The sequence below is a fragment of the Sporosarcina sp. P2 genome, from assembly GCF_002743255.1.
Lineage (GTDB): Bacteria > Bacillota > Bacilli > Bacillales_A > Planococcaceae > Sporosarcina.
This window is the reverse complement of the sequence record NZ_PDYY01000015.1, coordinates 42,983-65,994: the sequence shown is the minus strand read 5'-3', so window position 1 is coordinate 65,994 and position 23,012 is coordinate 42,983. Positions and strand designations below refer to the sequence as shown.

Below are 23,012 nucleotides of genomic sequence, written 5' to 3'. Positions count from 1 at the left end.
CTAGATATGGATTACTCCCCTTTATTATTATCTTTGAAAGTAGCTGCTATCTCCACTTTCGTTGTGTTTGTAGCAGGTGTATTCATTGCTTACGTGCTTGCGAAGCGTGATTTTTTTGGAAAAAGCATAGTGGAAGCCTTATTTTTATTGCCGCTCGTGTTACCTCCGACCGTTGTCGGCTTCGGTTTACTCATTTTATTCGGTAAAAAGGGCTGGATCGGCAGTTGGTTGCTTGAATGGTTCGATTTTCAGATTGTTTTTACATGGATTGGCGCTGTTATCGCTTCGATTGTCGTGTCATTTCCGTTAATGTATCAAAGTGCAGCGGCCGCATTTGAAAGTCTTGATGAACGATTATCAAATGCTGCGCGTACAATGGGTGCTTCTGAATGGCGCGTATTCTGGTTCATTGTATTTCCACTCGCTTGGCCTGGGCTACTTGCAGGATTGGTGCTTTCATTCGCAAGAGGTCTTGGTGAATTTGGTGCTACGTTAATGCTTGCGGGATACATACCGGGTAGAACGGACACGATTCCGATGGCGATTTATTTCGCGGTAGAGTCGGGACAAATGGAAAAAGCAACGTTTTGGGTCGTTATGATCAGTACATTCGGCTTCAGTTTGATTTTATGGGTAAATTGGTGGAGCAAGCGCAATATTAGACGGTTTACTAAATCTTGAGTCGAGGGGGGGATTTGACATGCTATATGTAGAAATCACTAAACAACTCGCACATTTTGAGATGAACATTCATTTTGAAATGTGCAATGAAATCATGGCGTTTGTCGGTCCATCCGGCTCAGGTAAAACAACGATTCTGGACAATATTGCAGGGCTCGCACACCCAGACCACGGCTTAATTCTTTCGAATGAATGCACATTTTTTACAACCGGTGAAAAACCGGTGCCCGCTCGTGATCGAAAAGTCGGGTATTTATTCCAAGACTATGCGTTATTTCCACATATGACAGTGGAGAAGAATATTTGGTTTGGCGTGAGAAACAGCGAACGAAAAGATAGTCATGAAATGATTCGCCAATTGCTGGTAGTACTAGGGATTAAGCATTTGTTGCAAAAGTATCCCCACCAGATTTCAGGCGGAGAAAAACAACGTGTAGCATTGGCGAGAGCACTTGCCACACAACCTTCCGTGTTATTGCTGGATGAACCGTTATCGGCCCTCGATAAAGAAACACGGAAACAGTGTCAAGATGAGCTTTTACGTTTACATAACATGTGGAAAATTCCGTTCATTATTGTGACGCATGATCACGATGAAGCAGAACGCCTCAGCGATCGTATTATTTACCTTGAACAAGGCCAAATAACGGATGAAAAACGGAAAAGATCTGTAGTGTCAACGTATTAAAACGTAAAAAGCTTCGATTTCATAATCAGAGCTTTTTTATTTTTGTGTAATCAAAATAGAACAGCTATAATTCATAATAACCGACAGCGACAGAAATGGATGCATCAGTAGATAGGAGCTAAAATCATGGGCAAGCAATTGAATGACCGGAAAGCACAACATATTCAAATCGTGCTGGATGAACATGTGACTGGAGATGCGATCACAACAGGTTTGGAGCAGTATGAATTTCTACATAATGCCTTACCTGAATTAGCATTTGACGAAATTAATACGGAGCAAAATTTTCTACATAAATCATGTAAAACACCTTTTTTAGTTAGTTCGATGACGGGTGGTGCGGATTTTGCGGAAACGATTAACCGAAATCTCGCACTTGCTGCGGAACAAAGAGGCTGGGCACTGGCGTTAGGTTCGACACGCGCTTTAATAGAAAGTAAAGCATTCCGTCCATCATTTGCCTTACGAAAATACGCCCCAACAGCCCCTATTATCGCGAATTTAGGTGCAGTGCAGTTAAATTATGGATTTTCTGCTGACGAATGTCGGCAAATCATCAAATATACGGATGCGGATGCGTTAGTTTTGCATGTAAATGTTTTACAAGAAGTCATCCAGCCTGAAGGAAATACGAATTTTAGTAATTTAGTATCTAAAATCGAGAAACTATGCAATGAATTATCGGTTCCGGTCGGGATTAAAGAAGTTGGATGGGGAATAGATGGGCAAATTGCCAAGAAACTTCTAGATATCGGTGTGTCATTCATTGACGTAGCCGGGGCAGGAGGGACATCTTGGAGTCAAGTGGAGAAATACCGTACAACCACAATCAAACAACAAGCAGCGGCGGCATTTAGTGAGTGGGGAATTCGAACGTCAGATTCACTACAGATGGTCGAGCCTTATATGCGTGATAAATTACTGATTGCAAGCGGTGGACTTCATACAGGTGTCGATGCTGCAAAATGTATTGCGCTCGGTGCAGATTTTGTCGGTTTTGGTCGCGCGATTTTAGAAGAAGCTACCGAATCCGCCGAGAGCGTTTTCCAGACAATGGAAGTTCGTGAACTAGAATTACGTATGGCGATGTTTGCAACAGGTTCTGCAAATATTCAGACATTACAACAAACGGATCGATTACAAAAAGTGAACTCGTGAATTTACTATTTACGAGTTTCGTTAAATTAGGAGGAATAGCCAATGTGGAAATTAGTGGGCGGAAAAATGATTCAAACTACAGATGAAACACGGATTAAATTCCGTACGAATATCAGTCAGGAAATTTTGGAGCACTTAGAGGAATTATCTGAAGAACTTGATACATATAGCAACTATTTATTAGAAAACGGCTTACAGAACGTATTAGCTGCAGGAGTTATTGAATACGATAAGAATTTACGGCCGGCAGATCGAATCCAATATAAAACGACGTACGATCAAGAGTTATTGGAATCCGTTAAGAAGTTCGCAAAAGATCATAAGTTATTTATTAATGATATCATTGAGTACAGTGTGGAACATATTGACTTTGATAACATTAAGACTAAAGATCATAAAAACCGCTTAGAAAGCTAGGGCGAGAAGGATACCCGGAGTATAGAATATGTATAGATCGTAGAACGCCCCGAACATAATATAAATTATAGGAAGTAATATATCAATGGAAAGTATACTTGTGATATTGAGATATTAACGATTTTTAAGGCGAATTTTACTCATGACTGATTATAATTATTTAGCATGTTCACATCAATCTTGACGTTGTTTTGATGTAAGTTTTTCATCGGTGTATATTATTTTATATGGATTTCTTGCACAAACCTTTGCAAGCCGCTTTACGATGTTAACAATGCATTTTACTTTCTTAACTCGACATGTCATGTATTTATTGATTATATGCTCTATGCAACGCCTGGTCCGTTAACGTAATACTTTATATAACGTAGGATAATTTAATCCATCATCATATACTTTTAACGTCAATCAGGTTACTATCAAAAATCTAATTACCCTTCTGTTCCAATTAACTTAATGCATTCAAGGCTTCCCTCCTTGATTACTTTACGTGCAGTACTTGATGATGGTTAGACAGTATGGCGCGGGGAATATTAAACTTACAAGGATTATTTGGAACCATGTTCAATAAGAACATATTAAGCATATGGTTTCTTCATTGCTTTAAATTCGAGCGCCGCATAGTATATCACTTTGTGGCGCTTGTATGTTCGTACTGTAGATTTAATTGTTTGCAGACATTTACTTACTTCAATATTTTGCTTGCATCCTACTGAAATAACATCGCGTTTTGTACAATCATTGGGATGTAAATCTCCTACTTATCCAACCGATCGTTGTGCATCGTTTTTCACGCTCTGAACACCCTCCTCCTTAATTGATGCTCGTGGGAAATGTATAGCATCCTAATTAATATGATGCGATGAGTAAAAAAACTAAGAAGGATTATTTAGAACCAGGTTTCTTAAGAAAATAAAATGAGATAGTTATTGTAGTTGTACATATAAAAATGCAAAGCCCGACAAAAAATGAGCTTTGCTTAGTATAACATGATTTTAGCGTCCGTATGTTCGGTTTTTAATAATTAACTACGTATATTAGTTCAACCGACACATTTCCTTTTTCATTTAACAGTTTTGTTGCTTCAGTTAGACATACGGCATTCCATACATTTACTGCGTTAATTAGTATGTTTAAAGCACATAATGCATTAAAGACATTAGCAGCAGGAAAGAAATGTTCTAAGAAAAACAATTTATTTCATTATGTTGTCTCCTTCTCTACCTAACTATTAAACACCATTTAACTGGCGATAGGCACCAACAAAGGTTGAATACTGTTCCAATCATGTAAAATGAACAGAATTCCCAAAAACTTGAATTCGGTTTAAAGAGGGTCTTTGTAATGTAGAATGATTAACCCCGTGAACCATAAAAAATGGATCGCAAACTTATTTGTTTTACGATCCATTTTTTATTTATATTCTTTTTTTAGCATTGCAATCTAGACAAACTTTCAGTCCTTCGTTGTCTTCCATTACTTCATCAATTACTTATTTCAACTTATCTACTATACATTCAAATGCTTTCTAATTAATAATCAACCGAACACGATTTCACGTTCACATATTGAACAACCTTCTCCACCAATGCCTCCGCATCCTTTGCTTCAATAGTTTGCAATTGAATCTGGCAAAACGGTTTAACTCTACAGCGTAGACAGCGTCTGAAGCATCCTGTTTCATAAACCTTCACAAGTTCTGAATACTCCTTCCGCAAGGTTTCCTTTGCCTGTTCAGATACAGTTCTGCGAAGATTGTTTTCACAAAATTTAACGGCGCGCATCAGGCTTCATCATAATGCGTGAATTGAATATCGAGTGTGCGCAAATAGGTTTGCAAGCCGGCATCTTGAATGGGTATAATATAAGCCGCTTCGCCCGATTCGTTATGATGGGAATGCCAAAGCCCTGGCGGTGTAACGAATGCCTTGCCAGTCACCCAGTCGATGCGAATTGGATCAATGATTTCATTGGTCTTCGGATCAATTTGGTCGCCAACCAGTGTATATGTGCCAGGTGCCGCGTACGCGACAAAATCGAGCGCAACCGATTTGTGGCTATGGGGAGCCTGATTGGATCCAACCGGCACAATGCCGAGCATTGCCCACAACACATGGGTAATCGTCAAGGTTTGGTCGAACTTTTTATTGTTCAACAAAATGGAGATTCGATTTTTCAAATGCGCATCTGGAGCATTCGCTACTTCATCCAAATGTTTTTTCGCCATTTCCGCTGTGTATACTGTTGGTTTGAAACGGGTCTCTGTCGCCTTCACGCCTAAATAGTCAAGAAGAGGCGTGTCTACAATATAATAAATTGTTGTGTCCTTGGCTGCCGTGTGAAAACTGGCCGATCCGGATGGTAATGTGAGAAAATCCCCTTGTTTCCAGTCAATGGTTTCCCCCTTCACTTCCGTGCGTCCGGCACCTGAAATAATATAGTAAAGTTCACTCGTCGCATTCGGTTCCGTTTGAATGGAATCCCCCGCATTGATGCGCATAAATTGCGCAAGCAGGGAAGGACTTGTCGCCAAATAATCGGTTTTCAATTCTCTACTCAGGTCTAATGTGACGATTCTCGTTTCACCAGCATCATAAAGCTCCGGACCAAATTCTTTGGCAGGTATCCGACTGATGAATCCGCTTCCAATCGGATCCGCCGCATTGGTATACTCCAAAAACTGCGCGTCCCCCGTCCAATTTTCCACTGCTTCCCCAATAGCAAATTTTCCCGCCTGTGCATTTGTTGCCAATGACATCTCCTCCATTCGTTTGTTGTCTATAAGTTTAGCTTGCTAGTCATCATTCGTGAAGTATATAATTCATATAACAACAATACGTTTTTCGAATAGTTAGAAAGTTGGTGACACCCTAATGGAATTAAGACAGCTCCGCTATTTTATCGCCGTGGCGGAAGAATTAAATTTCAGCCGCGCGGCAAAACGATTACATATCACGCAACCACCACTAAGCATGCAAATTCAAAACTTGGAAAAAGAATTGGATGTTCTACTATTTACTAGAACGAATCGAAGCGTCGAATTAACGGAGGCAGGACAACAATTCTATAAGGACATCGTAAAAATTATTGATTCGCTGGAAGGTTCAATCGAAAATGTAAAACGGATTCATCTCGGAAAACTTGGGTCTTTGCACGTCGGATTCGTTGGTTCCGCAACTTATGATATTCTCCCTGCCGTTTTACGGGAATTTCGACAACAATACCCCAACATCCAAGTGCATCTATCCGAATTATCGACGCCCGCCCAACTCGAAGCGCTGCGAGAGAATGAAATCGATGTCGGTGTCCTGAGACCGCCTGTCCTCGATGAGACACTCCACACTGAAATCGTTTCCATTGATCCTTGCGTACTCGCGGTCCCAAAACAACATCCCTTACTCGAATTAAAAGCAGTCACCCTGGACGATTTAAAACCATACCCGTTTGTATTATTATCACCCAGAACATGGCCTGGCCTCTACACCGAAATCCTTGGCCTGTGTAATCCCGTCATCCAACAAGAAGCGCTCGAATTTCAAACAGTCATCGGTTTAGTTGCTGCGGGGATTGGCATCACTATTGTCCCCCAATCGACCATGAACCTGCATACACAAGAAGTCGTTTACATTGAGTCCATTCAACAGTTGCCTCTCGTCTCGATGGGCATTACGTATCGACGCAGTGACCAATCCATTCTTGTAAAAACTTTTTGTGAGATTGCGGATCGGGTTGCTCGGAGTGTTGTATAGAATCCTCGGAAATGCAGATGCCTATCCTTGAAAAAATGCCAGATCCTAAACAATTCGAGGTTGTTTAGGATCTGGCATCATTTCTTGAAACTTGAAAATGTTGGTCGCTTTTTCCATAAATAGGGTCCTACCAACAAAACGCGGAAAACATACGCTAAGCAAATTCGACATAAAGAAAGTCGATATTTCCTACGTTAAGGAAATTTTCGGCTATTATTTTTATTGAATAAGAGGGCGCAACGAATGTAAATCTGCTATTTTCTTCGTATCAAAGGTGTATTCACCAAGAAAATTGATATGTTCCCAACCCAATGGTGAAATAGATTTTAATAAGTCCTCTCGTAAATTTCCTTTTTCATTTAACAGTTTTGTTGCCTCAGTTAGATATACGGTATTCCATACACTAATTGCGGTAATTAATATGTTTAAAGCACTTGCACGTTGAAGCTGATCTTGCAATCCCCTTTCGCGCAAAGCAGTAGCTAACTTGTTTTGTCTTGCATATGATCCTAGTTTCCCCATAATAAGTGATCCGGACACTTTTCCCTCTCGAATAGAGTGAGCTAAACGTAATACATCATCAAAGTTTTCACGAATGATCCTTGTGTTAATTCGCACTCGAAGTATATTTTCTAGTTCAGGAAAATCACTTGGCTTTTGAATTGTGTATAGTTTAGCATCAGCTAAATCACGAAGCCTTGGTGCAAAACGGAATCCTAACAAATGACTTAAACCGAAGACTTGGTCGGTATCATCAGCCGTATCAGTATAATGCTCTTCAATATTTAACTCCGTTTCATGATGAAGCAACCCGTCAATAACATGTACGGCATCTCTTGCATTTGTATTAATGACTTTCGTATAGAAAGGCGAAAACTGATCGCTTGTAAACCGATAAATAGTTGCCCCTTTCCCTGTACCGTAATGAGGATTTGCTTCAGCATGTAACGATGAAACACCAACTTGTACACGCATTCTGTCAGATAAAGATGTGGTGCAATTCCCCAACAAGAGGCTAGAGCAAGCTTATGCTGGAAATTTACCAAAGTGGCTTGTAATCGATTTATAGCATCATCATACAAGCACCATTGCGTAGCATTTGCCATCTGATGATAAGTAATTCCAGGTGCAGCATCTGCCATTTTAGTCAATCCAATATTAGTTCCCATTGCCATAAGTGCAGCCATTAGAATAACCTTCTCCTCACCCTTTGGAGGTCGATTCGTTGAAGCTTGTTATTAACATTTCATCAAATCCCGTCCACTTTAATTTCATTTCGTATGAAGTAGTAAGAAATGAAAAAAGTGATCATTACTACAATCATATGAGGATTGCATCTGATAATGAAAGAATACTTGTCATTATTGAATCCCAGTTAAATGCAATAACCTCCAATTGCGAAGAACTAAAAGTGGATATGCTTATAGAACGTGGAATCGACACATCTCATGTTAATCAAGAAACACCTGAGTTTTTTGCATATCTAATGCTTTTTGATTTTCATAATGAGAATCATTGACTACGACTGAGGATAAAAAAACAACATTTTATAGAAAAGTGAAAGAGTTACAGGAAAATTAATTCTCGATTTTAAGAATCTATTCTCGGGTGGCTTCAGAAAATGTGCTTAGCGTTGTAAATCCGCATTTTCTTGACGCCACCCGAGTGCACAATAAGAAAGCCGATACTTCCTTAGCGTAGGAAACACCGGCTTTCTTCATATCTAAAATTGCTTAACGTATGTTTTTCGCTTTTTGTTGGTAGGACCCTAATCATTGTGATGTAAATTTCCTACTTATCCAACCGATCGTTGTGCATCGTTTTTCACGCTCGCGAATTCCCCTCTTTGATTGCTACACGTGGGGTATGTATAGCTTGCCAAATGATATAATGCGACGAATAGTATAATGAAGAAGGATTATTTGGAACCAGGTTTCTTAAGAATATAAAAACAGTTAGTTATTGCGATTGCACATATGAAAATGCAAAGCTCGACAAAAAATGAGCTTTGCTTAGTATAACACTATTTTAGCGTCTGTATGTTCGGTTTTAAATTATTAATTACGTATTTTAGTTCATCTGACACGTAGTATGTCATTCTGGCTTACGTTATCCAATCTTTCATCTTTTTATAGATATTGTGTGACGGTAACGCACCACCGCGTTCAATATTGCTTATATAGGATTTCGAAATATTCAATTCTTCGGATACTTGTTTCAATGTTAAACCACGATTGATGCGGCATTCCTTAAAATCACTACCCATGTTCTTGCAAATTTCTTCTTTAGTTTGCGTTAAGGAAAAATTGTTTGGCGTCTTGATTGATTTCTTCCTCTCGATCGGCTCGTAATAGCTAACAATCTCGTCAGGTGGCGCGATGATGATCGTAGCATTCAACCAGACACGTAACCAGCCTTTCTTCGACATGCTGTCTTCATTCCATTGATTGTATTGCCAAAATGTAATTACGCCTTCTTCCTCCAATAAGTCAAGGGCCTTCTCCAGGCGGTCCCGAATACGTGAAGGCGCTTGTAAATCTATTGGGATACCAATTTTCTCGAGTAATGTACTGATTTTATGCGGCTGCAAGTAGCTCGCTTTTCGTGCCTGTGTACGCCAACGCCAGCTTACATAACGGATGAGTTTTTTCTCCCATTTCCGTTGATATGGATTGAATTCAATCGCTTGATTCGGTAATAACTTTACTTGTCTGGCAGCGCCTTGCAAGAAAGGATCAAAAACTTCCCCAATTGTCACATATAGACGTTCGGGTAGTGACTTTTCATTTAATTCGCATGGACTGCCGTCTTCATTCATAAAAATGAACGCACGTCCTTGCATCTTCTTGTTGACAGGTTTGCCTTGTTCATATACTAAAACCGACTCAAGTTCCATCCATAGTGACTGTATGATGGAAAGCGCTTTCAAAACTTGGATACGTTGTTGTTTTTCATAGCCACCACGCCTCCCTGTTCCTCCGAGCTTTGGCTTCAGTCCACGGATTGTCAGTAGATCATCGAAGCGAATTTCTACGCGGTCACCTACTTGCGCCAAATACATATGACATAAAGAATCCAATACGTCCACATCAACTTCCGATAACGATTCGACATCGTTACGCAGTTGATTCATACGACTTGCTGTTCGCTCCTCTTCACGCGGAAGTAGCTGCAAAGAACCTGTTAATCTTGCACCTTGAATAGTTGCTCGCGGCCATTGATCGGGTTCGCAGACAAAGTGCTGGTTAGAAATCGCTTCCGTGATGAATTGATAGATAGCATTGCTCATGACGACAAGATTATTTGTTTTTGCTGTTGATTCGATAGGCTGATGTACAGAAATCTGCTCGCTGACTCCGAGTAATTGATTGATTTGCTCCATTGAATTTTTTTCTGATTCAAACACCGCAAGTATTTCGGAAACCATTTTTTCGATGTACACGTTGACGTCAGCGGTGAATGTATTCAGAAAACTATCGTTGGAAACAAAACTTACCCTCATTTCTTCGAGAAATAATACATTCAACGCTTCTCTGTCAAGAGCATTTAAAGTATTATAGCCATGCCTTTTAAGCATCTCACTGACGGTATGGTTCATTAAATACGTCCTGTACCACGTGCTGAATACATTCCAAGAATTCTCATCATTTAGACGAGTATGTGCATGTACCATTTTATCGTATTTGGCATGTAATTTATTTATAATTTCCCATTTGAGTGTTGGCTTATTCATAAGCAACGGTGTCAGATGACCTTCATAGGTGCTAAAAAATTTAGCGATCATGAACTCTGTCGCTTTCGAGAGCACTTCGCGTCTTGCATCCACACGAATCTTGAAAAACAAATCAATATTGTCCTCGTAGTCTTGCTGACGGACAATGAATGTCTCGTTTTTCCCCCTCGGAAAAATACGGTTGGCATCCACTTTTTTTCGTACGTTTTCAGATGGGAAATTAATTAAGTAGTTATAGTCAAAGAAGTTGGGCTGGCGATCATGTATGATGATCACTTGGAATGGGTCGATTTTATTTGCGATGGCTTGATGATGGGTCAGTTCATAGTTCCTGTCATTCAACAGTAAATCGTGATTAATCAAACAGAATCCCCTCCGATAAACCGTAAGTTCAGAATAGTATAACACGGATTTCCAAGATTCACTATTTACTTTTGGTTCAGTAGAAGGGATAGGTAGTAAAGAGTAGAACGAAAAAACAGCTTGAAAAGTTCGTTGATCAAACTTTTCAAGCTGTTTTATGAATGGTTAGTAGTTAAGATACTAACGCGCCTTGTAATTTGAGTTCTTCGATGAATAATGGAAGGACTTCGAACAAGTCGCCGACGATGCCGTAATCTGCCATTTTAAAGATATTCGCTTCTTCGTCACTGTTAATTGCGACAATCACTTTGGAGTTCGACATGCCTGCCATATGCTGGATCGCTCCTGAAATACCTACTGCGATATAGAGATCGGGCGTTACTACTTTTCCGGTTTGACCGATTTGTAGCGAGTAATCGCAATAATCCGCATCACAGGCACCTCTGGAAGCCCCTACAGCGCCGCCTAGCAAGTCCGCTAGCTCATACAATGCATTGAATCCTTCAGCGCTCTTAACGCCGCGTCCGCCAGCGATAACGATTTTCGCTTCCGATAAATCTACGCCTTCCGTTTTCTTGCGGATCACTTCTTTGACGATCGTACGCAAGTCTTTGACATCTACTTCTTTGGCTGTGATGTCGCCTGTCCGGCTAGCGTCAGGCTCCAACGCGGAAATATTATTCGGACGGATTGTGGCGAATAGCAGTCCTTCGCCTTTCATCACTTTCTTTTCAAACGCTTTACCGGAGTAGATCGGTCTAGTGAAGAGGACTTGATCGTCTTCTTTTTCGATTGCCACCGCATCCGAGATCAATCCAAGTTCCAAGCGGCTTGCGATTTTAGGTGTCACATCTTTACCGACTGACGTATGGCCCATGATCATGCCCGATGGCTTTTCGTCCTGCATCACTTCCATGATCACCTGTCCGTAGCCTTCTGATGTATAATTGCTCAAGTTTGCATGTGAGACGGTAACGACACGATCTGCACCATAGTGAATCATTTCTTCAGCCGGTTGCTGCAAGTCTCCATCACCTAGTACCAATGCTAGAATTTCTGCATTGGCATTTAGTTGTTTTGCCGCTGCAATTGTCTCATAACTTACTTTACGAAGAACCCCTTGCTGCAATTCCCCGATTACTAGTATTTTTTCACTCATAGTAAAACTCCTTTCGTTTCGTAGATTGCTTAGATAACTTTCGCTTCACTAGACAATAAGCTGACCAGTTCTTTGACTTGTTCCCCCGTTTCGCCTACCAAAATCCGTCCTGCCTGCTTTTTAGGGGGTAAGAAAATAGAAATCGTAGCCGTCTTCGCTTCCACTTCGTCTTCATCGAGATCTAGATCATCGAGTTCAAGTTGCTCCAGCGGCTTTTTCTTTGCCTTCATGATACCTGGAAGGGACGTGTATCTTGGCTCATTCAGTCCTTGCTGGCACGTTACGAGTACCGGCATGGATACTTCAATTTTCTCGAGATCCCCTTCGACGTCTTTCTCGATTTTGGCCATTTCGTCTTCAATATCCAGCTTGACGATCGTCGTAATGAAAGGCATATTTAAACGCTCCGCAAGACGAGGCCCTACTTGTCCGCTTGCCTCGTCAATTGCCACATTCCCTGCGAGAATCAAATCCACTTCTTTTCCTTCAAAAAATGCTTCAAGAATTTTCGCGGTCGTGAATTGATCTCCTTCATCCAGGTCTTCACTCGTATTGATGAGTACCGCTTCATCCGCACCCATCGCAAGTGCTGTACGCAATTGCTTCTCTGAGTCCTCATCACCAATCGTCACAACCGTTACCGTTCCGCCGTGCTGGTCACGTTGCTGGATCGCTTCTTCGACTGCGTATTCGTCATACGGATTAATAATGAACTCCGCCCCGCTTTCATCAATACGACCGCCTGACACGGAAATTGCTTCCTCCGTGTCGAATGTTTTTTTCAGTAAGACATAAATATTCATATAAAAGACTCCTCTCTATACTTTGCATCACAATTTATTTGATTTCTTCAGTTTGTAACGCTTTCGGCACAACGTTCGTATCGATCAAATCGGCTTCACTCGTGTGGATGCCAGGAATCGCTCGAGGAATCAACGGCAGGAATAACAATGCAATGACGATGAAGCCCATTATTACCCACGATGTATTCACTATTGCTCCTACATTATTACCGCTTGCAGAGAAGATCGAGAAAGCAACAAGTGCTAACGATGCGCCCATTCTCTGTGCAAGGTTCTCAATTACCGTATTCGTAAATGTCACGACATTCATTCGTTCCGTTGAAGCTTTGGATACGACAAGACCTTTCACTACGGGTGTTTGGAAACCTACACCGATACCGACCAGACTCATAGCAATGAACAAATACGTAAACGATGTAGTAAGTGTCACGAAATTCAACATGATGATTCCGGAAGAAAAGACAAGAATTCCCGATCCTATAATCAATCGTGCTGACAGCTTTTTCATAATTCTTCCGCTTAAATAAGCTGCGACGGAGGTGCCAAGGAATACGGCCATCTGCAGGAAACCTACTGTTGTAGCGGCTTTTCCTTGTACGCTTTGTACGAAGAATGTTAATAAGTACATCACACCCGAGTAACCAAGGAAGATGAATACAGCAATCGTCGTAGGTACCCAGAAGTTCCGATTCGCAACATACTCTAAATCAAGCAACGGTGCTTTTTGTTTTTTCTCTACAAAGATCAAGATGATTAACGCAGTGACGAATACTAGCAATGAGGGAATCCACATTCCTGATTCGATTCCGAAGCTGTTGATGAATGTTGGAATCGTCAGCAAACCGAGCAATAGAGCGATAACGAAAATCAAGCCGAGAACATCCAACTTCTTACGTGCTTGTACTTTGACATGTGGAACAAAAGCAAAGAGTGCAATGCCTAAACCACCGAGAATAGCAGTGAATATAAAGCTTGCCTGCCAGTTCGCCGTGTCGACGATCATACCGCTGATTACCGGACCGAAGACTGCACCAATTGTAATGAACGCCGCAAACGTTCCAATCGCTTTCGCGCGTTGCGTCCCGATCATGAATTTACCCGCATAGGCAATTCCCGATGGTGCAATCGCCGCGCCTGAAATACCTTTAAAGAATAAACCGAGAACGAGCACCCAGAAAGAAAACGAGAAGGCTACAAGCAATGATCCGATGACCATGAACATACCGCCAATTAGAATGACGATCTTCAATCCGAACGAATCGCCAATCCATCCAAGTAGTGGCTGGAATCCTGTTAAACCAACAGCCAGACCCAGTTGCATCCACACCGCGTATCCTGGCGTCAGATTAAATTCCGCCAGCATATGCGGGTATGCGGGAAGATGGGTTGCTAAACTTAACATAATAAAGAATGCTCCGAAACTTATGAATAAAAAACCTCTATTAATCGATTGATCTTTCAATGCCGCTTCATTCATGTAGTGGCCTCCCTTTATCGATAGTGTCATAGTTTTTACAAGCTTTATTCATTATGTCAAATCTAGTTGTGGTTTAAAGTGAAGATCTGCAGAAGGAGATTTCGATATGCTTGGCGCAAAACCGAAGCTCTCCTGCCACAGATCAGACGTTATGGACTGTTTACCGGATATTGATGACACAAGCTTTTTCTACTGTATAATCCAGAACCGAGTCTGTACCGTAACCGCTCTCTTTAACGCCGCTAAACGGAAGATCTGCACCTACTCTAGCGTACGTATTGACCCAGACATTACCTGCTTGAAGCTTATCAATCATACGATGTGCAAGACTGAGATTTTGTGTCCATACACCCGCTGCCAGGCCAAAATTCGTGTCATTCGCGATTTGAATGGCTTCATCTTCCGTATCAAACGGAATAGCGACCGCCACTGGACCGAAAATTTCTTCATGAGCTAGTTTTGAACTGTTGTCAGCTACTTTAACGAGCGTAGGCTGCACCCAATAACCATCCGCAAATTCTGGTTGTCCCGGTAGAACAGCTTCTCCACCGTACTTTCCTCCGAAGACGACTTCATACCCTTCTTTTGATGCCTCATCGATAAACCCGCACACCGACTGATATTGCGCTTCGTTCGCGATAGGCCCCATAGTGTTGTTCGTATCCAGAGTATCACCGTGTTTAACGAATTCATTGTCCGTCATCAACTCTTTTAAACGACCAATCACTTCGTCATAAATGGATCGCTGGATTAGCATGCGTGAACCCGCTACACAAATCTGGCCAGAGTTCGGTGTGAAGATGCCGTTGATCAATCCGTGTACCGCTTGATCGATGTCCGCATCTTCAAAGACGATATTCGGAGATTTCCCCCCGAGTTCAAAGATCAACGACTTCGGTGAATGCGCAGTCGCTTTTGTGATGCGCTCCGCTGTTGCCTTCGATCCTGTCAAACTCACTTTATTCACTTCTTTGTGAGAGACTAGGTAATCCCCGATTTCACGACCCGCACCCGAAATGACATTCAGTACGCCAGGCGGTAAAATGTGTGAAATCAACTCCCCATATCGCAATGAACCGACCGCCGCACTCTCAGACGGTTTTATGATGACTGTATTCCCTGCCGCTAGCGCATAGGCAGCCTTAATCGTAAAGGTGAACAAAGGTGCGTTCCAAGGTAAAATTCCGACTACTACCCCGTATGGCTTACGTGAGGTGAAACCAAAATCTCCAGTGCCCATCTGTACTGTACGACCTTGTGCACCTACGAGAGATGCCGCTCCTGCTGCGTCGTACCAGACCTGCTTTAGCACTTCCGCCAAATACTGATACTCATCTAGTACCCAGCCGTTATTACGCGTTTCAAGTTCAAGCAACTCCGCAGCATACTCGGGAATCATATCCCCGATCTTGCGCAGATAATCGCCGCGTGTACGGGCGGGTAGATTCGCCCAGTCATCGAATGCTGCGCGTGCTGCTTGGACGACCCATTCCGCGTCTTCCTTTTTACTAGAAGGAATGGTTGCCCATACTTCCGCTGTAGATGGATCGATACTGTTTGATACAGCTCCGTCTTGCGCCTGTACGGACTGGCCGTTGATGATATTGCCGTAAGTCGTCAATTTGGATTTCTCGGATACGTTCGTCATATGTTTTCCTCCTTCAAATTACCAGCCTAGTGATGCGACTACTTTTTCTTGATAGAAAGGGGTGGAACCTACATACTGATCATAATAGCGAGCGCGTTTGACAAATAGATGGCAATCGATTTCTTCCGTGAATCCGATTCCACCGTGGATTTGGATGTTATGTGCCGAGACTTCGATGAATTTCTCCGTCGCATATGTACGGGCGCTGTAAACTGCTGCTTCTCGATCGAACTCGTCTGTATCTACTACCCAGTTGGCATAATGGCTTAGTGAGCGGGCAATCTCCAAATGTACTTTCATATTGACGATACTGTGTTTGATCGCCTGGAAACGTCCGATCGCTTGGCCGAACTGCTCCCGAATCTTCGCATATTCCGTCGCCATATGGACAACACTTTCCATTGCACCGACAATGTATGAACTTAGTGCGGCATTGAAGTACAACAGACCTTCTTGAAGCTGCATCCATCCCTTGTCTACTTCACCTATAATTTGATCTTCTTTGATGATTAGATGATTGAATTCAATTTTCGCCACATGTTTTGATTCGTCAAAGGAAGATAACTTCTCGATGTTCATCCCTTCTGTCTTGTCAATCAACACAAGAGACAATCCGTCTTCTTGATCCTCTTGATTGGTGCGTACCAATAGGAGGAAGGCATCTGCAAGTTCCGCTTCCGGTACAAGCGTCTTCGTGCCGTTTAGCACATACTGTCCGTCCTGTTGTACTAATGCACATTGGATACCTGCTGGGGAGAAGTCGTTGAAAGGCTCCAGTGCTGCGAATGAAACCAGTTTTTCTCCTGAGGCAATCGCTGGTAGATATTGTTGCTTCTGCTCCTCTGTTGCGTATTTCTTTAGCGTCGGTACTACCAACGCGGAAGTTTCCATGAACAAGCCAGGTACTAGTGAACGTCCCATCTCTTCGAATGTCGGAACGAGATCGAGTGCATCCAAGTCCATACCGTCATATTCTTCAGGAATGTTGATACCGCTACATCCAAGTTCAGCTAATGTCGTGTACACTTTCTTTAGGTTTTCTGGATTATTGTCAATCATTTCTCGAGCTAGCTGTGTACCGCCGAATGTATCCAACATTTTTCGGATATGTCCACGGAACATTTCCTGCTCTTCTGTTAATGAAAAGTCCATATATCATCCCTCCAAATCTATTAACGTCCCATGTCTTTCGGCAATCCGAGTACGCGCTCGCCAATCGTATTACGCTGTACTTCACTTGTTCCGCCACCAATTGTCTGTCCGAATGAGGCGAGGAATACATGTTGCCACTTCGGATCCGCTACGGCATCTTTATCAAATAGCACGCCTTGATGTCCTTGAATCTCCACGGCAAATGCTGAGAGTGCTTGGTTCAATTCGGTTACTACCAATTTATCGATGGACGTTTCCGCTCCTGGTTGACCGTTCTTAATCGTAGTAGTTAGATTTTTATAGTAATTCAATAGCGATCCACGCACGCGGGCATAAAAATTCGCCAATTTTTGTCTGACTACAGGATTTTCAATCACTGGCTTTCCATTTACTTTATACTGCTGTGCCAGTTCCACGGTATCGTTGAATTGTTTTTCGAGTGTGAAGAGTTCCGCACCGATTCCTGTACGCTCATGGAGCATTAAGGCAATCAATACATGCCAGCCTGCGTCTACTTGTCCGACGATATCTGCATCGGTCGCGACAGCGTCTGTCATATACACTTCGTTAAAGTCTTTATGTCCGTCCATCTGCACGATCGGAACCGTTTCGACTCCCGGTTGGTGCATATCCATCATGAACACGGTAATTCCACGGTGTTTCTTTTCGGGATGCGTACTCGTTCTCGTCAACAGGAAACATTTATCCGCCACGTGGCCAAAACTTGTCCAGACTTTCTGACCATTGATAAGCCAGCGATCGCCGTCTTTTACCGCACGTGTTTTCAAGCCTGTTAAATCAGACCCTGCGCCAGGTTCTGAATAACCTTGGCACCATATTTCTTCGCCTGTTAAGATTTTTTTCAAATATTTCTCTTTTTGTTCATCCGTTCCGATATCGATCAATGTAGGACCTACCATATGGATCCCGATATAGTTGATGAGTGGCGGCGCTTTGACGCGTACCATTTCTTGGTGGTAGATGATTTCTTCCATCAAGGTGGCGTTGCGACCGCCATATTCTTTTGGCCAAGCAATCGCTGCCCATCCGCCTTCATACAATTTATTCTGCCATGCACGTAACACGCGGGAGTATTCATCCAAGTCTTCCGGCAAGTCGCGTTTGCCTTCTAGCCAGCCTTCAGGAAGATTGGCTTCAAGCCATGTTCGTAGTTCGGTTCTAAATTTTTCTTCTTTTTTCGTGAAAGAGAAATCCATACTCGCTCATCCTTTCTATCTCGCCTATCGATCAGTTCGTAGCCGGAATCCACTGTGGCAATGCACGGTCTTCCGTAATATCCACCCACGTCATTTGGATCGGCATACCGATTGCCAAATCTTTTTCTTCGCAATTCAAAATGTTGCCCATGATTTTCACTTCCGGCACTTTGTCGAGCTGTGCAAGGGCGATAATCGTCGGTAACTCCTCTTGGAAGCCTGGTAAGAATGGGCGGTAGGAAACCACATACGAATAGACTGTGGCTTTAATATCGTTGCCTAATTGTTCCCAGGTGACATTTTCACTTCCGCATTTTGCGCACGTAGGGCCTGGCGGTTGTGAGTACGCAGTACAGTCAACACATTTTTGCAGAGCCAGTTGGTGTTGGTCCGCTGCATCCCAGTACGGAGCATTATCTATATCTTTCAATGGAATAGGTTTTTGGTAAGCAGTCTTTGCTTGTGTCATAGTGATTCCTCCTAGTTTCGTAAGATCATGGCGCCTGCGATATCCGGTCCGGCCCAGCCTGTACAAATACCGATCTTACAATCTTCTACTTGGCGGTCGGTTCCTTCGTAGTCATGGCGCAACTGTCTGACGATTTCAATCGCATTGTTCATTCCGTGTGTGTATCCTTCAGATAACATGCCGCCCGCTGTATTGGTTGGCAGCTTACCGCCGATCTTCAAGTTACCTTCTGCAACAAAATCTCCCACTTCTCCGCGTTTCGCAAATCCGTATGCTTCAAGCTGCCGCATAACAACCCAGCTAAAACAGTCATAGATGGAGGCAACATCGATATCTTCCGGTGTCACACCCGCGTTTTCATAGAGCTCTTCCGCTACGTAATCAGAAGCAACTTGGTCGATATCGTTCCAGTAATGCGCGTGCGGATGACATTGTCTTGCCGCCATTCCCATGATATAGACCGGTTTCGACACACAGTCTTTCGCTTTTTCAGCAGATGTTACGATGATCGCATTTCCTTCATCGAGTTCTAGGCATGAATCATGAATATTGAATGGAGAACTAATATCCGGTGTAGCGAGATAGGTTTCCATCGTTAACGGCTTCCCATGCAGGAATGCTTTTGGATTTCGTTGCGCATGTTCATAGAAGCTCAAGCACACATGCCCGAGATGTTCTTTCGTAATGCCCGTCTCATGCATATGACGTGTCGCATACATGCCGAACCATTGCGATGGGCTGGCCGATCCGTACGGAATCACGAAGCTTCCGCCTGCGAGTGCTCCTTGTAGCATATCGGGATCATATCCGCGACCTACACGAGTCCCGGAGCTTCCGTTCATCGAACGATAGATTAATACCGTGTTCAGCTGGCCTGCTTCAATGAGCGCCACTGCATCCGCAATGAGCATTTCCGTACTCGCTCCGCCACCCTGGATATCCTTCACATATTTCGGTCGTACACCTAGATAGGTGGCCAATTGATGGGATGTACAGGAATCCCCTTCGTTATAGTTCATGAATCCGTCGATGTCCGTCGCTTTCAAGCCCGCATCTTTGATTGCTGCGTTGGCCGCTTCAAGCGCCAAGTGCAGAGGCGTGGTTCCCGATTTTCTTGAGCGTTCGCTCTCTCCTACGCCTACAATGGCATAGCGGTCCTTAATAGTTCCCATAGATATATTCCTCCTATTTCACGTCTGTTTATGTCAGTTGTAAGATCGCGCTGCCTGATCCGACCACTTCGCCCGATACTTTCTCGGCCGTCAAATCTAGTGCGATCCTCCGCTTGCCCTCTTCTTCATATGTTCGTTTGACTACACCCGAGCAGCGTATTTCATCGCCCGGTACCGTCATTTTGCCGAAACGCATCTTGAAATTTACCACGCGTGCTTTCTTGCCAGCAATTTTCATCACATACTCCCCAAGGAAACCCATGACGAGCATGCCGTGCGCTATGACTCCATCCATTCCGATCTTCTGCGCAAACCCATCGTCCAGATGCAACGGATTAAAATCCCCGGAAGCACCTGCATATTGTGCAAGTTGCACTTTCGTAATCGGTGGCTTCATCATCGGTTCCAGTTTCTGATCCACGGTCAAATCTTCCAACACCCAATCTTTGATCATCTGAAGTCCCTCCCATTAGTTTTTTGCTGCGCGATAGACGATATTCATTCGGCTAATACAGACAAGTTCGCCTGTTTGATCATTCATTTCCGTATCGAGCTTCAGGAACTGCATCTTTCCGCTCTTTCCTTCTTTGTCATACAGATCACGTACTTTGATCTGGCAACGTAGTTGATCGCCTATGCGGATTGGTTTGTAGTAAAGGAATTCCTGCTCACCGTGTAGCATCCGGCGGTGGTCCAGTTGTAAGGGCATTTTGACTTTGCCGTCGTTCATCGCAATTGGGAATGTCGGTGGGACAATTAGCCCGACGTACGCCGACTCCTTCGCATACTGGTCGTCCGTATAGAGTGGATTGTCGTCTCCGATGGCAGTGACGAACTGGCCAACATGCCGACTTTCTACTTCAAACACGTATTCGTCACTCGTTAAGCCTATAACGCTTTTATCCAAGTCCATTTTCCATCCTCCTCTTATTTGGTGATGATCAATGCATCTGCCGCTACAATGCCGTCTTCGTAAACGATTAACGGGTTAATGTCTATTTCCTGAATGATATCCGAGTAGTCTTCAATTAATCTGGAAACTTTCAGTAACACGTCGATGATGGCTTCTTGATCGACGGGCTTTTTATTGCGTACGCCTTGTAGGATTTGATAGCCCTTCAAACTTTCCATCATATCGATAGCATCTTGTCTTGTGATCGGTGCGGCACGGAAAGATACATCTTTAAAGACTTCTACAAAGACACCACCGAGACCAAACATGATAACAGGGCCGAATGTCGGATCACTCGTTACACCAACGATGACTTCTACGCCTTCAGGTAACATTTCCTGGACGGATATGCCGTGAAGATCCGCTGTTGGGCAATGTTCTTTTGCGCTGCCGTAGATTTCCTTGAACGCCTGGCGTACTTCCACCCCGTTCTGGACATTCAGCCGAATGCCGTTGACTTCCGTCTTATGCGGAATATCAGGCGAATCGATTTTCATGACGACCGGATACCCCATGTGATTCGCAACTTGTACCGCGTCATCCGCCGTCTTCGCAGTAATTCGCTTCGCTGTGCGAATACCGTATGCGGAGAGGATTTCGCTCGACTGCGATTCGCTCAACGTTTGACTGGCGGGTAACAAGTGCCGGATGTTCGATACGTCCAATTCTGTTCTTGCAGGCTCGTCGCTGATTTTATGCGCCTTTCTGTGTGCCTCTGCATAATCTACTAATTTTGCCAACGAACGGATAGGATTCATATCACCGAGAATAAACGGAATGCCGTTGTCCTCGAGATACTGAACACCTTTTGGAATCGACATGCCTTTTAGCGGGAAGTTCGATATCATGACGAACTTATCCGAGTTCTTGCAGATCTCAACGAATTCCTGAAGAAGCGGCGTGTTTTCATCCCAGTGAATAGGGAACTCAGGAAATAAGATGATGTCCGTATCGGGATCCTTGACGAGTACTTTTAATGGTGCGAGATACAATTCCGGATTGGTGATCGATGCGGCTGCGGTTAAATCAACCGGGTTGGAAGCGCTTGCAAAATTGGGAATGTTTTTCTCGATATCTTTTCGCACTTTATCGCTTAGCGCACGGATGTTTAATCCGTACGACTCACAACGATCCGCTTCGTTGATTCCTCTGCCGCCTGAACTCGTGACGATCACGGTATTTTTGCCTGTCGGGAGTTTATTGGCCAAGAATAATTTAGAGAATGAAAGAATGTCATCGTAATCGTCTGCACGCACAATGCCCGCTTGCTTGAAGAATCCGTCATACACTTGATCAGCACCCGCCAATGAGCCAGTATGTGATGCCGCTGCACGACTGCCCGCGCTGCTTCGTCCGGACTTCATGATGACGATCGGTTTATTGATTTGAAGTGCGAATTTCGCTAGTTTCCGTAACTTCGCTGCGTTTTTCTCGCCTTCCAAATAGCCGCTTGCTACTTTTGTTTTCGGATCATGCAACATGTATTCAATGACGTCAGAGAAGCTTACATCGACTTCATTGCCAACACTGACGAAGTAATTAAACGTCAATCCATGTTGAGCTGCCGCAATATACGTCAACACGCCAAACGCGCCACTTTGCGTAACAAATCCCACTTCACGTTTCTTGCCAAGCGGCACATTCGTAAGTCCTGGAGAGAATGTCCCCATCAAGCCATTTGTTGTATTGAGAAGACCTACACAGTTTGGGCCGATCAATCGCATATCGTATTGTTCAGCGATTTCTTTCAGGCGGTTTTGTGCAATCATTCCTTCTTCGCCGATCTCCGAGTAGCCGGATGCAAAGACAATCGCCGCCTTGACACCGCTTTCACCACAATCGATCAGACATTTCTCTACTTGGTGAATGCCGACACAGAGAACAGCCAAATCGACTGATTCGGGTGTATCGCCTACGCTTGCGTAACAAGGCAATTCTCCAATTTCTTTCGCTGTAGGATGGATGGGGTAGATCTCGCCTTTAAACCCTGCGTCTAGTAGTGCTTTCAATTGCAGGTAACCTATTTTATTCGTGTTTTCCGAAGCACCTAGTACGGCTACTCTTTTTGGGTTGAATAAGGGATCTAGATCCATATTCGATGGTAGTACTTCATTCATCATTTTCATCATCTCTTCACCTCTATGCTTTCTTATCATCTATTTACTGGCTTGAGT

Annotated in this window: 19 protein-coding genes and 1 pseudogene; 5 read left to right on the top strand and 15 right to left on the bottom strand. The window is 43.4% G+C overall.

Annotated elements, in window-relative coordinates:
- Positions 1-6 precede the first annotated feature (6 nt).
- From modB to CSV67_RS14530, 4 genes are all read left to right on the top strand, one after another.
- Positions 7-681 carry a molybdate ABC transporter permease subunit gene (gene modB / locus CSV67_RS14545; protein ID WP_199171311.1) on the top strand — a complete coding sequence of 225 codons (675 nt, stop codon included), beginning with the start codon at positions 7-9 and terminating at the stop codon, positions 679-681.
- 19 nt (positions 682-700) lie between these two features.
- Positions 701-1,369, top strand: a complete 669-nt coding sequence (locus CSV67_RS14540; RefSeq protein WP_099632323.1) for a sulfate/molybdate ABC transporter ATP-binding protein — start codon at positions 701-703, stop codon at positions 1,367-1,369.
- Between the two features lie 126 nt (positions 1,370-1,495).
- On the top strand, positions 1,496-2,527 hold the full coding sequence (fni, locus tag CSV67_RS14535; protein ID WP_099632322.1) for a type 2 isopentenyl-diphosphate Delta-isomerase: 1,032 nt from the start codon (positions 1,496-1,498) through the stop codon (positions 2,525-2,527).
- A gap of 42 nt (positions 2,528-2,569) precedes the next feature.
- Positions 2,570-2,944: an rRNA methyltransferase gene (locus tag CSV67_RS14530; RefSeq protein ID WP_099632321.1), complete on the top strand. Its 375-nt coding sequence runs from the start codon at positions 2,570-2,572 to the stop codon at positions 2,942-2,944.
- Positions 2,945-4,476: 1,532 nt separating this feature from the next.
- On the opposite strand, the gene CSV67_RS17155 is transcribed toward CSV67_RS14530, so the two are convergent.
- Together CSV67_RS17155 and CSV67_RS14520 are read right to left on the bottom strand one after the other, a co-directional pair.
- Entirely contained in the window at positions 4,477-4,728 is a 252-nt protein-coding gene (locus tag CSV67_RS17155; protein WP_099632320.1) for a DUF1450 domain-containing protein, read from the bottom strand.
- Positions 4,728-5,702 (bottom strand): cupin domain-containing protein, encoded by a 975-nt coding sequence (locus CSV67_RS14520; protein ID WP_099632319.1) that lies wholly within the window; start codon positions 5,700-5,702, stop codon positions 4,728-4,730. Before CSV67_RS14520 ends, CSV67_RS17155 begins: the two co-directional genes overlap by 1 nt.
- Before the next feature lie 115 nt (positions 5,703-5,817).
- Between CSV67_RS14520 and CSV67_RS14515 the strand changes: the two genes are divergently transcribed.
- Positions 5,818-6,693 carry a LysR family transcriptional regulator gene (locus CSV67_RS14515; protein ID WP_099632318.1) on the top strand — a complete coding sequence of 292 codons (876 nt, stop codon included), beginning with the start codon at positions 5,818-5,820 and terminating at the stop codon, positions 6,691-6,693.
- A 219-nt stretch (positions 6,694-6,912) separates the two neighbouring features.
- Here CSV67_RS14515 and CSV67_RS14510 read toward each other — a convergent pair.
- The 13 genes and pseudogenes from CSV67_RS14510 to CSV67_RS14445 all read right to left on the bottom strand — a co-directional run.
- Positions 6,913-7,956, bottom strand: a pseudogene (locus CSV67_RS14510) (transposase); the annotation flags it as partial.
- An 841-nt stretch (positions 7,957-8,797) separates the two neighbouring features.
- Complete coding sequence (locus CSV67_RS14500; protein WP_099632316.1) at positions 8,798-10,789, bottom strand: helix-turn-helix domain-containing protein; 1,992 nt, start codon at positions 10,787-10,789, stop codon at positions 8,798-8,800.
- 172 nt (positions 10,790-10,961) lie between these two features.
- On the bottom strand, positions 10,962-11,948 hold the full coding sequence (locus CSV67_RS14495) for an electron transfer flavoprotein subunit alpha/FixB family protein (RefSeq protein ID WP_099632315.1): 987 nt from the start codon (positions 11,946-11,948) through the stop codon (positions 10,962-10,964).
- 29 nt (positions 11,949-11,977) lie between these two features.
- A complete protein-coding gene (locus tag CSV67_RS14490) occupies positions 11,978-12,751 on the bottom strand; it encodes an electron transfer flavoprotein subunit beta/FixA family protein (protein WP_099632314.1) in 774 nt (257 codons plus the stop codon).
- Positions 12,752-12,785: 34 nt separating this feature from the next.
- On the bottom strand, positions 12,786-14,228 hold the full coding sequence (locus tag CSV67_RS14485; protein WP_099632313.1) for an MFS transporter: 1,443 nt from the start codon (positions 14,226-14,228) through the stop codon (positions 12,786-12,788).
- Between the two features lie 160 nt (positions 14,229-14,388).
- Positions 14,389-15,876, bottom strand: coding sequence for an aldehyde dehydrogenase family protein (locus CSV67_RS14480; RefSeq protein ID WP_099632312.1), 1,488 nt, complete (start codon positions 15,874-15,876; stop codon positions 14,389-14,391).
- 18 nt (positions 15,877-15,894) lie between these two features.
- Positions 15,895-17,028: an acyl-CoA dehydrogenase family protein gene (locus tag CSV67_RS14475; RefSeq protein ID WP_099632311.1), complete on the bottom strand. Its 1,134-nt coding sequence runs from the start codon at positions 17,026-17,028 to the stop codon at positions 15,895-15,897.
- A 20-nt stretch (positions 17,029-17,048) separates the two neighbouring features.
- Complete coding sequence (locus CSV67_RS14470) at positions 17,049-18,245, bottom strand: acyl-CoA dehydrogenase family protein (RefSeq protein ID WP_099632310.1); 1,197 nt, start codon at positions 18,243-18,245, stop codon at positions 17,049-17,051.
- Positions 18,246-18,276: 31 nt separating this feature from the next.
- Positions 18,277-18,714, bottom strand: coding sequence for a Zn-ribbon domain-containing OB-fold protein (locus CSV67_RS14465; protein WP_099632309.1), 438 nt, complete (start codon positions 18,712-18,714; stop codon positions 18,277-18,279).
- Positions 18,715-18,725: 11 nt separating this feature from the next.
- Positions 18,726-19,886 carry a thiolase C-terminal domain-containing protein gene (locus CSV67_RS14460; RefSeq protein WP_099632308.1) on the bottom strand — a complete coding sequence of 387 codons (1,161 nt, stop codon included), beginning with the start codon at positions 19,884-19,886 and terminating at the stop codon, positions 18,726-18,728.
- A gap of 28 nt (positions 19,887-19,914) precedes the next feature.
- Positions 19,915-20,340 (bottom strand): MaoC/PaaZ C-terminal domain-containing protein, encoded by a 426-nt coding sequence (locus CSV67_RS14455; RefSeq protein ID WP_099632307.1) that lies wholly within the window; start codon positions 20,338-20,340, stop codon positions 19,915-19,917.
- A 15-nt stretch (positions 20,341-20,355) separates the two neighbouring features.
- Positions 20,356-20,799, bottom strand: coding sequence for an FAS1-like dehydratase domain-containing protein (locus CSV67_RS14450; RefSeq protein ID WP_099632306.1), 444 nt, complete (start codon positions 20,797-20,799; stop codon positions 20,356-20,358).
- Positions 20,800-20,813: 14 nt separating this feature from the next.
- Positions 20,814-22,964, bottom strand: a complete 2,151-nt coding sequence (locus CSV67_RS14445) for an acetate--CoA ligase family protein (protein WP_233192630.1) — start codon at positions 22,962-22,964, stop codon at positions 20,814-20,816.
- Positions 22,965-23,012: the final 48 nt, after the last annotated feature.

Excerpts from the sequence above, each read along its gene's own strand:
- modB (WP_199171311.1), top strand. The coding sequence starts at position 7 with ATGGATTACTCCCCTTTATTATTATCTTTGAAAGTAGCTGCTATCTCC.
- CSV67_RS14540 (WP_099632323.1), top strand. The coding sequence starts at position 701 with ATGCTATATGTAGAAATCACTAAACAACTCGCACATTTTGAGATGAAC.
- fni (WP_099632322.1), top strand. The coding sequence starts at position 1,496 with ATGGGCAAGCAATTGAATGACCGGAAAGCACAACATATTCAAATCGTG.
- CSV67_RS14530 (WP_099632321.1), top strand. The coding sequence starts at position 2,570 with ATGTGGAAATTAGTGGGCGGAAAAATGATTCAAACTACAGATGAAACA.
- CSV67_RS17155 (WP_099632320.1), bottom strand. The coding sequence starts at position 4,728 with ATGCGCGCCGTTAAATTTTGTGAAAACAATCTTCGCAGAACTGTATCT.
- CSV67_RS14520 (WP_099632319.1), bottom strand. The coding sequence starts at position 5,702 with ATGTCATTGGCAACAAATGCACAGGCGGGAAAATTTGCTATTGGGGAA.
- CSV67_RS14515 (WP_099632318.1), top strand. The coding sequence starts at position 5,818 with ATGGAATTAAGACAGCTCCGCTATTTTATCGCCGTGGCGGAAGAATTA.
- CSV67_RS14495 (WP_099632315.1), bottom strand. The coding sequence starts at position 11,948 with ATGAGTGAAAAAATACTAGTAATCGGGGAATTGCAGCAAGGGGTTCTT.
- CSV67_RS14490 (WP_099632314.1), bottom strand. The coding sequence starts at position 12,751 with ATGAATATTTATGTCTTACTGAAAAAAACATTCGACACGGAGGAAGCA.
- CSV67_RS14485 (WP_099632313.1), bottom strand. The coding sequence starts at position 14,228 with ATGAATGAAGCGGCATTGAAAGATCAATCGATTAATAGAGGTTTTTTA.
- CSV67_RS14480 (WP_099632312.1), bottom strand. The coding sequence starts at position 15,876 with ATGACGAACGTATCCGAGAAATCCAAATTGACGACTTACGGCAATATC.
- CSV67_RS14475 (WP_099632311.1), bottom strand. The coding sequence starts at position 17,028 with ATGGACTTTTCATTAACAGAAGAGCAGGAAATGTTCCGTGGACATATC.
- CSV67_RS14470 (WP_099632310.1), bottom strand. The coding sequence starts at position 18,245 with ATGGATTTCTCTTTCACGAAAAAAGAAGAAAAATTTAGAACCGAACTA.
- CSV67_RS14465 (WP_099632309.1), bottom strand. The coding sequence starts at position 18,714 with ATGACACAAGCAAAGACTGCTTACCAAAAACCTATTCCATTGAAAGAT.
- CSV67_RS14460 (WP_099632308.1), bottom strand. The coding sequence starts at position 19,886 with ATGGGAACTATTAAGGACCGCTATGCCATTGTAGGCGTAGGAGAGAGC.
- CSV67_RS14455 (WP_099632307.1), bottom strand. The coding sequence starts at position 20,340 with ATGATCAAAGATTGGGTGTTGGAAGATTTGACCGTGGATCAGAAACTG.
- CSV67_RS14450 (WP_099632306.1), bottom strand. The coding sequence starts at position 20,799 with ATGGACTTGGATAAAAGCGTTATAGGCTTAACGAGTGACGAATACGTG.
- CSV67_RS14445 (WP_233192630.1), bottom strand. The coding sequence starts at position 22,964 with ATGAAAATGATGAATGAAGTACTACCATCGAATATGGATCTAGATCCC.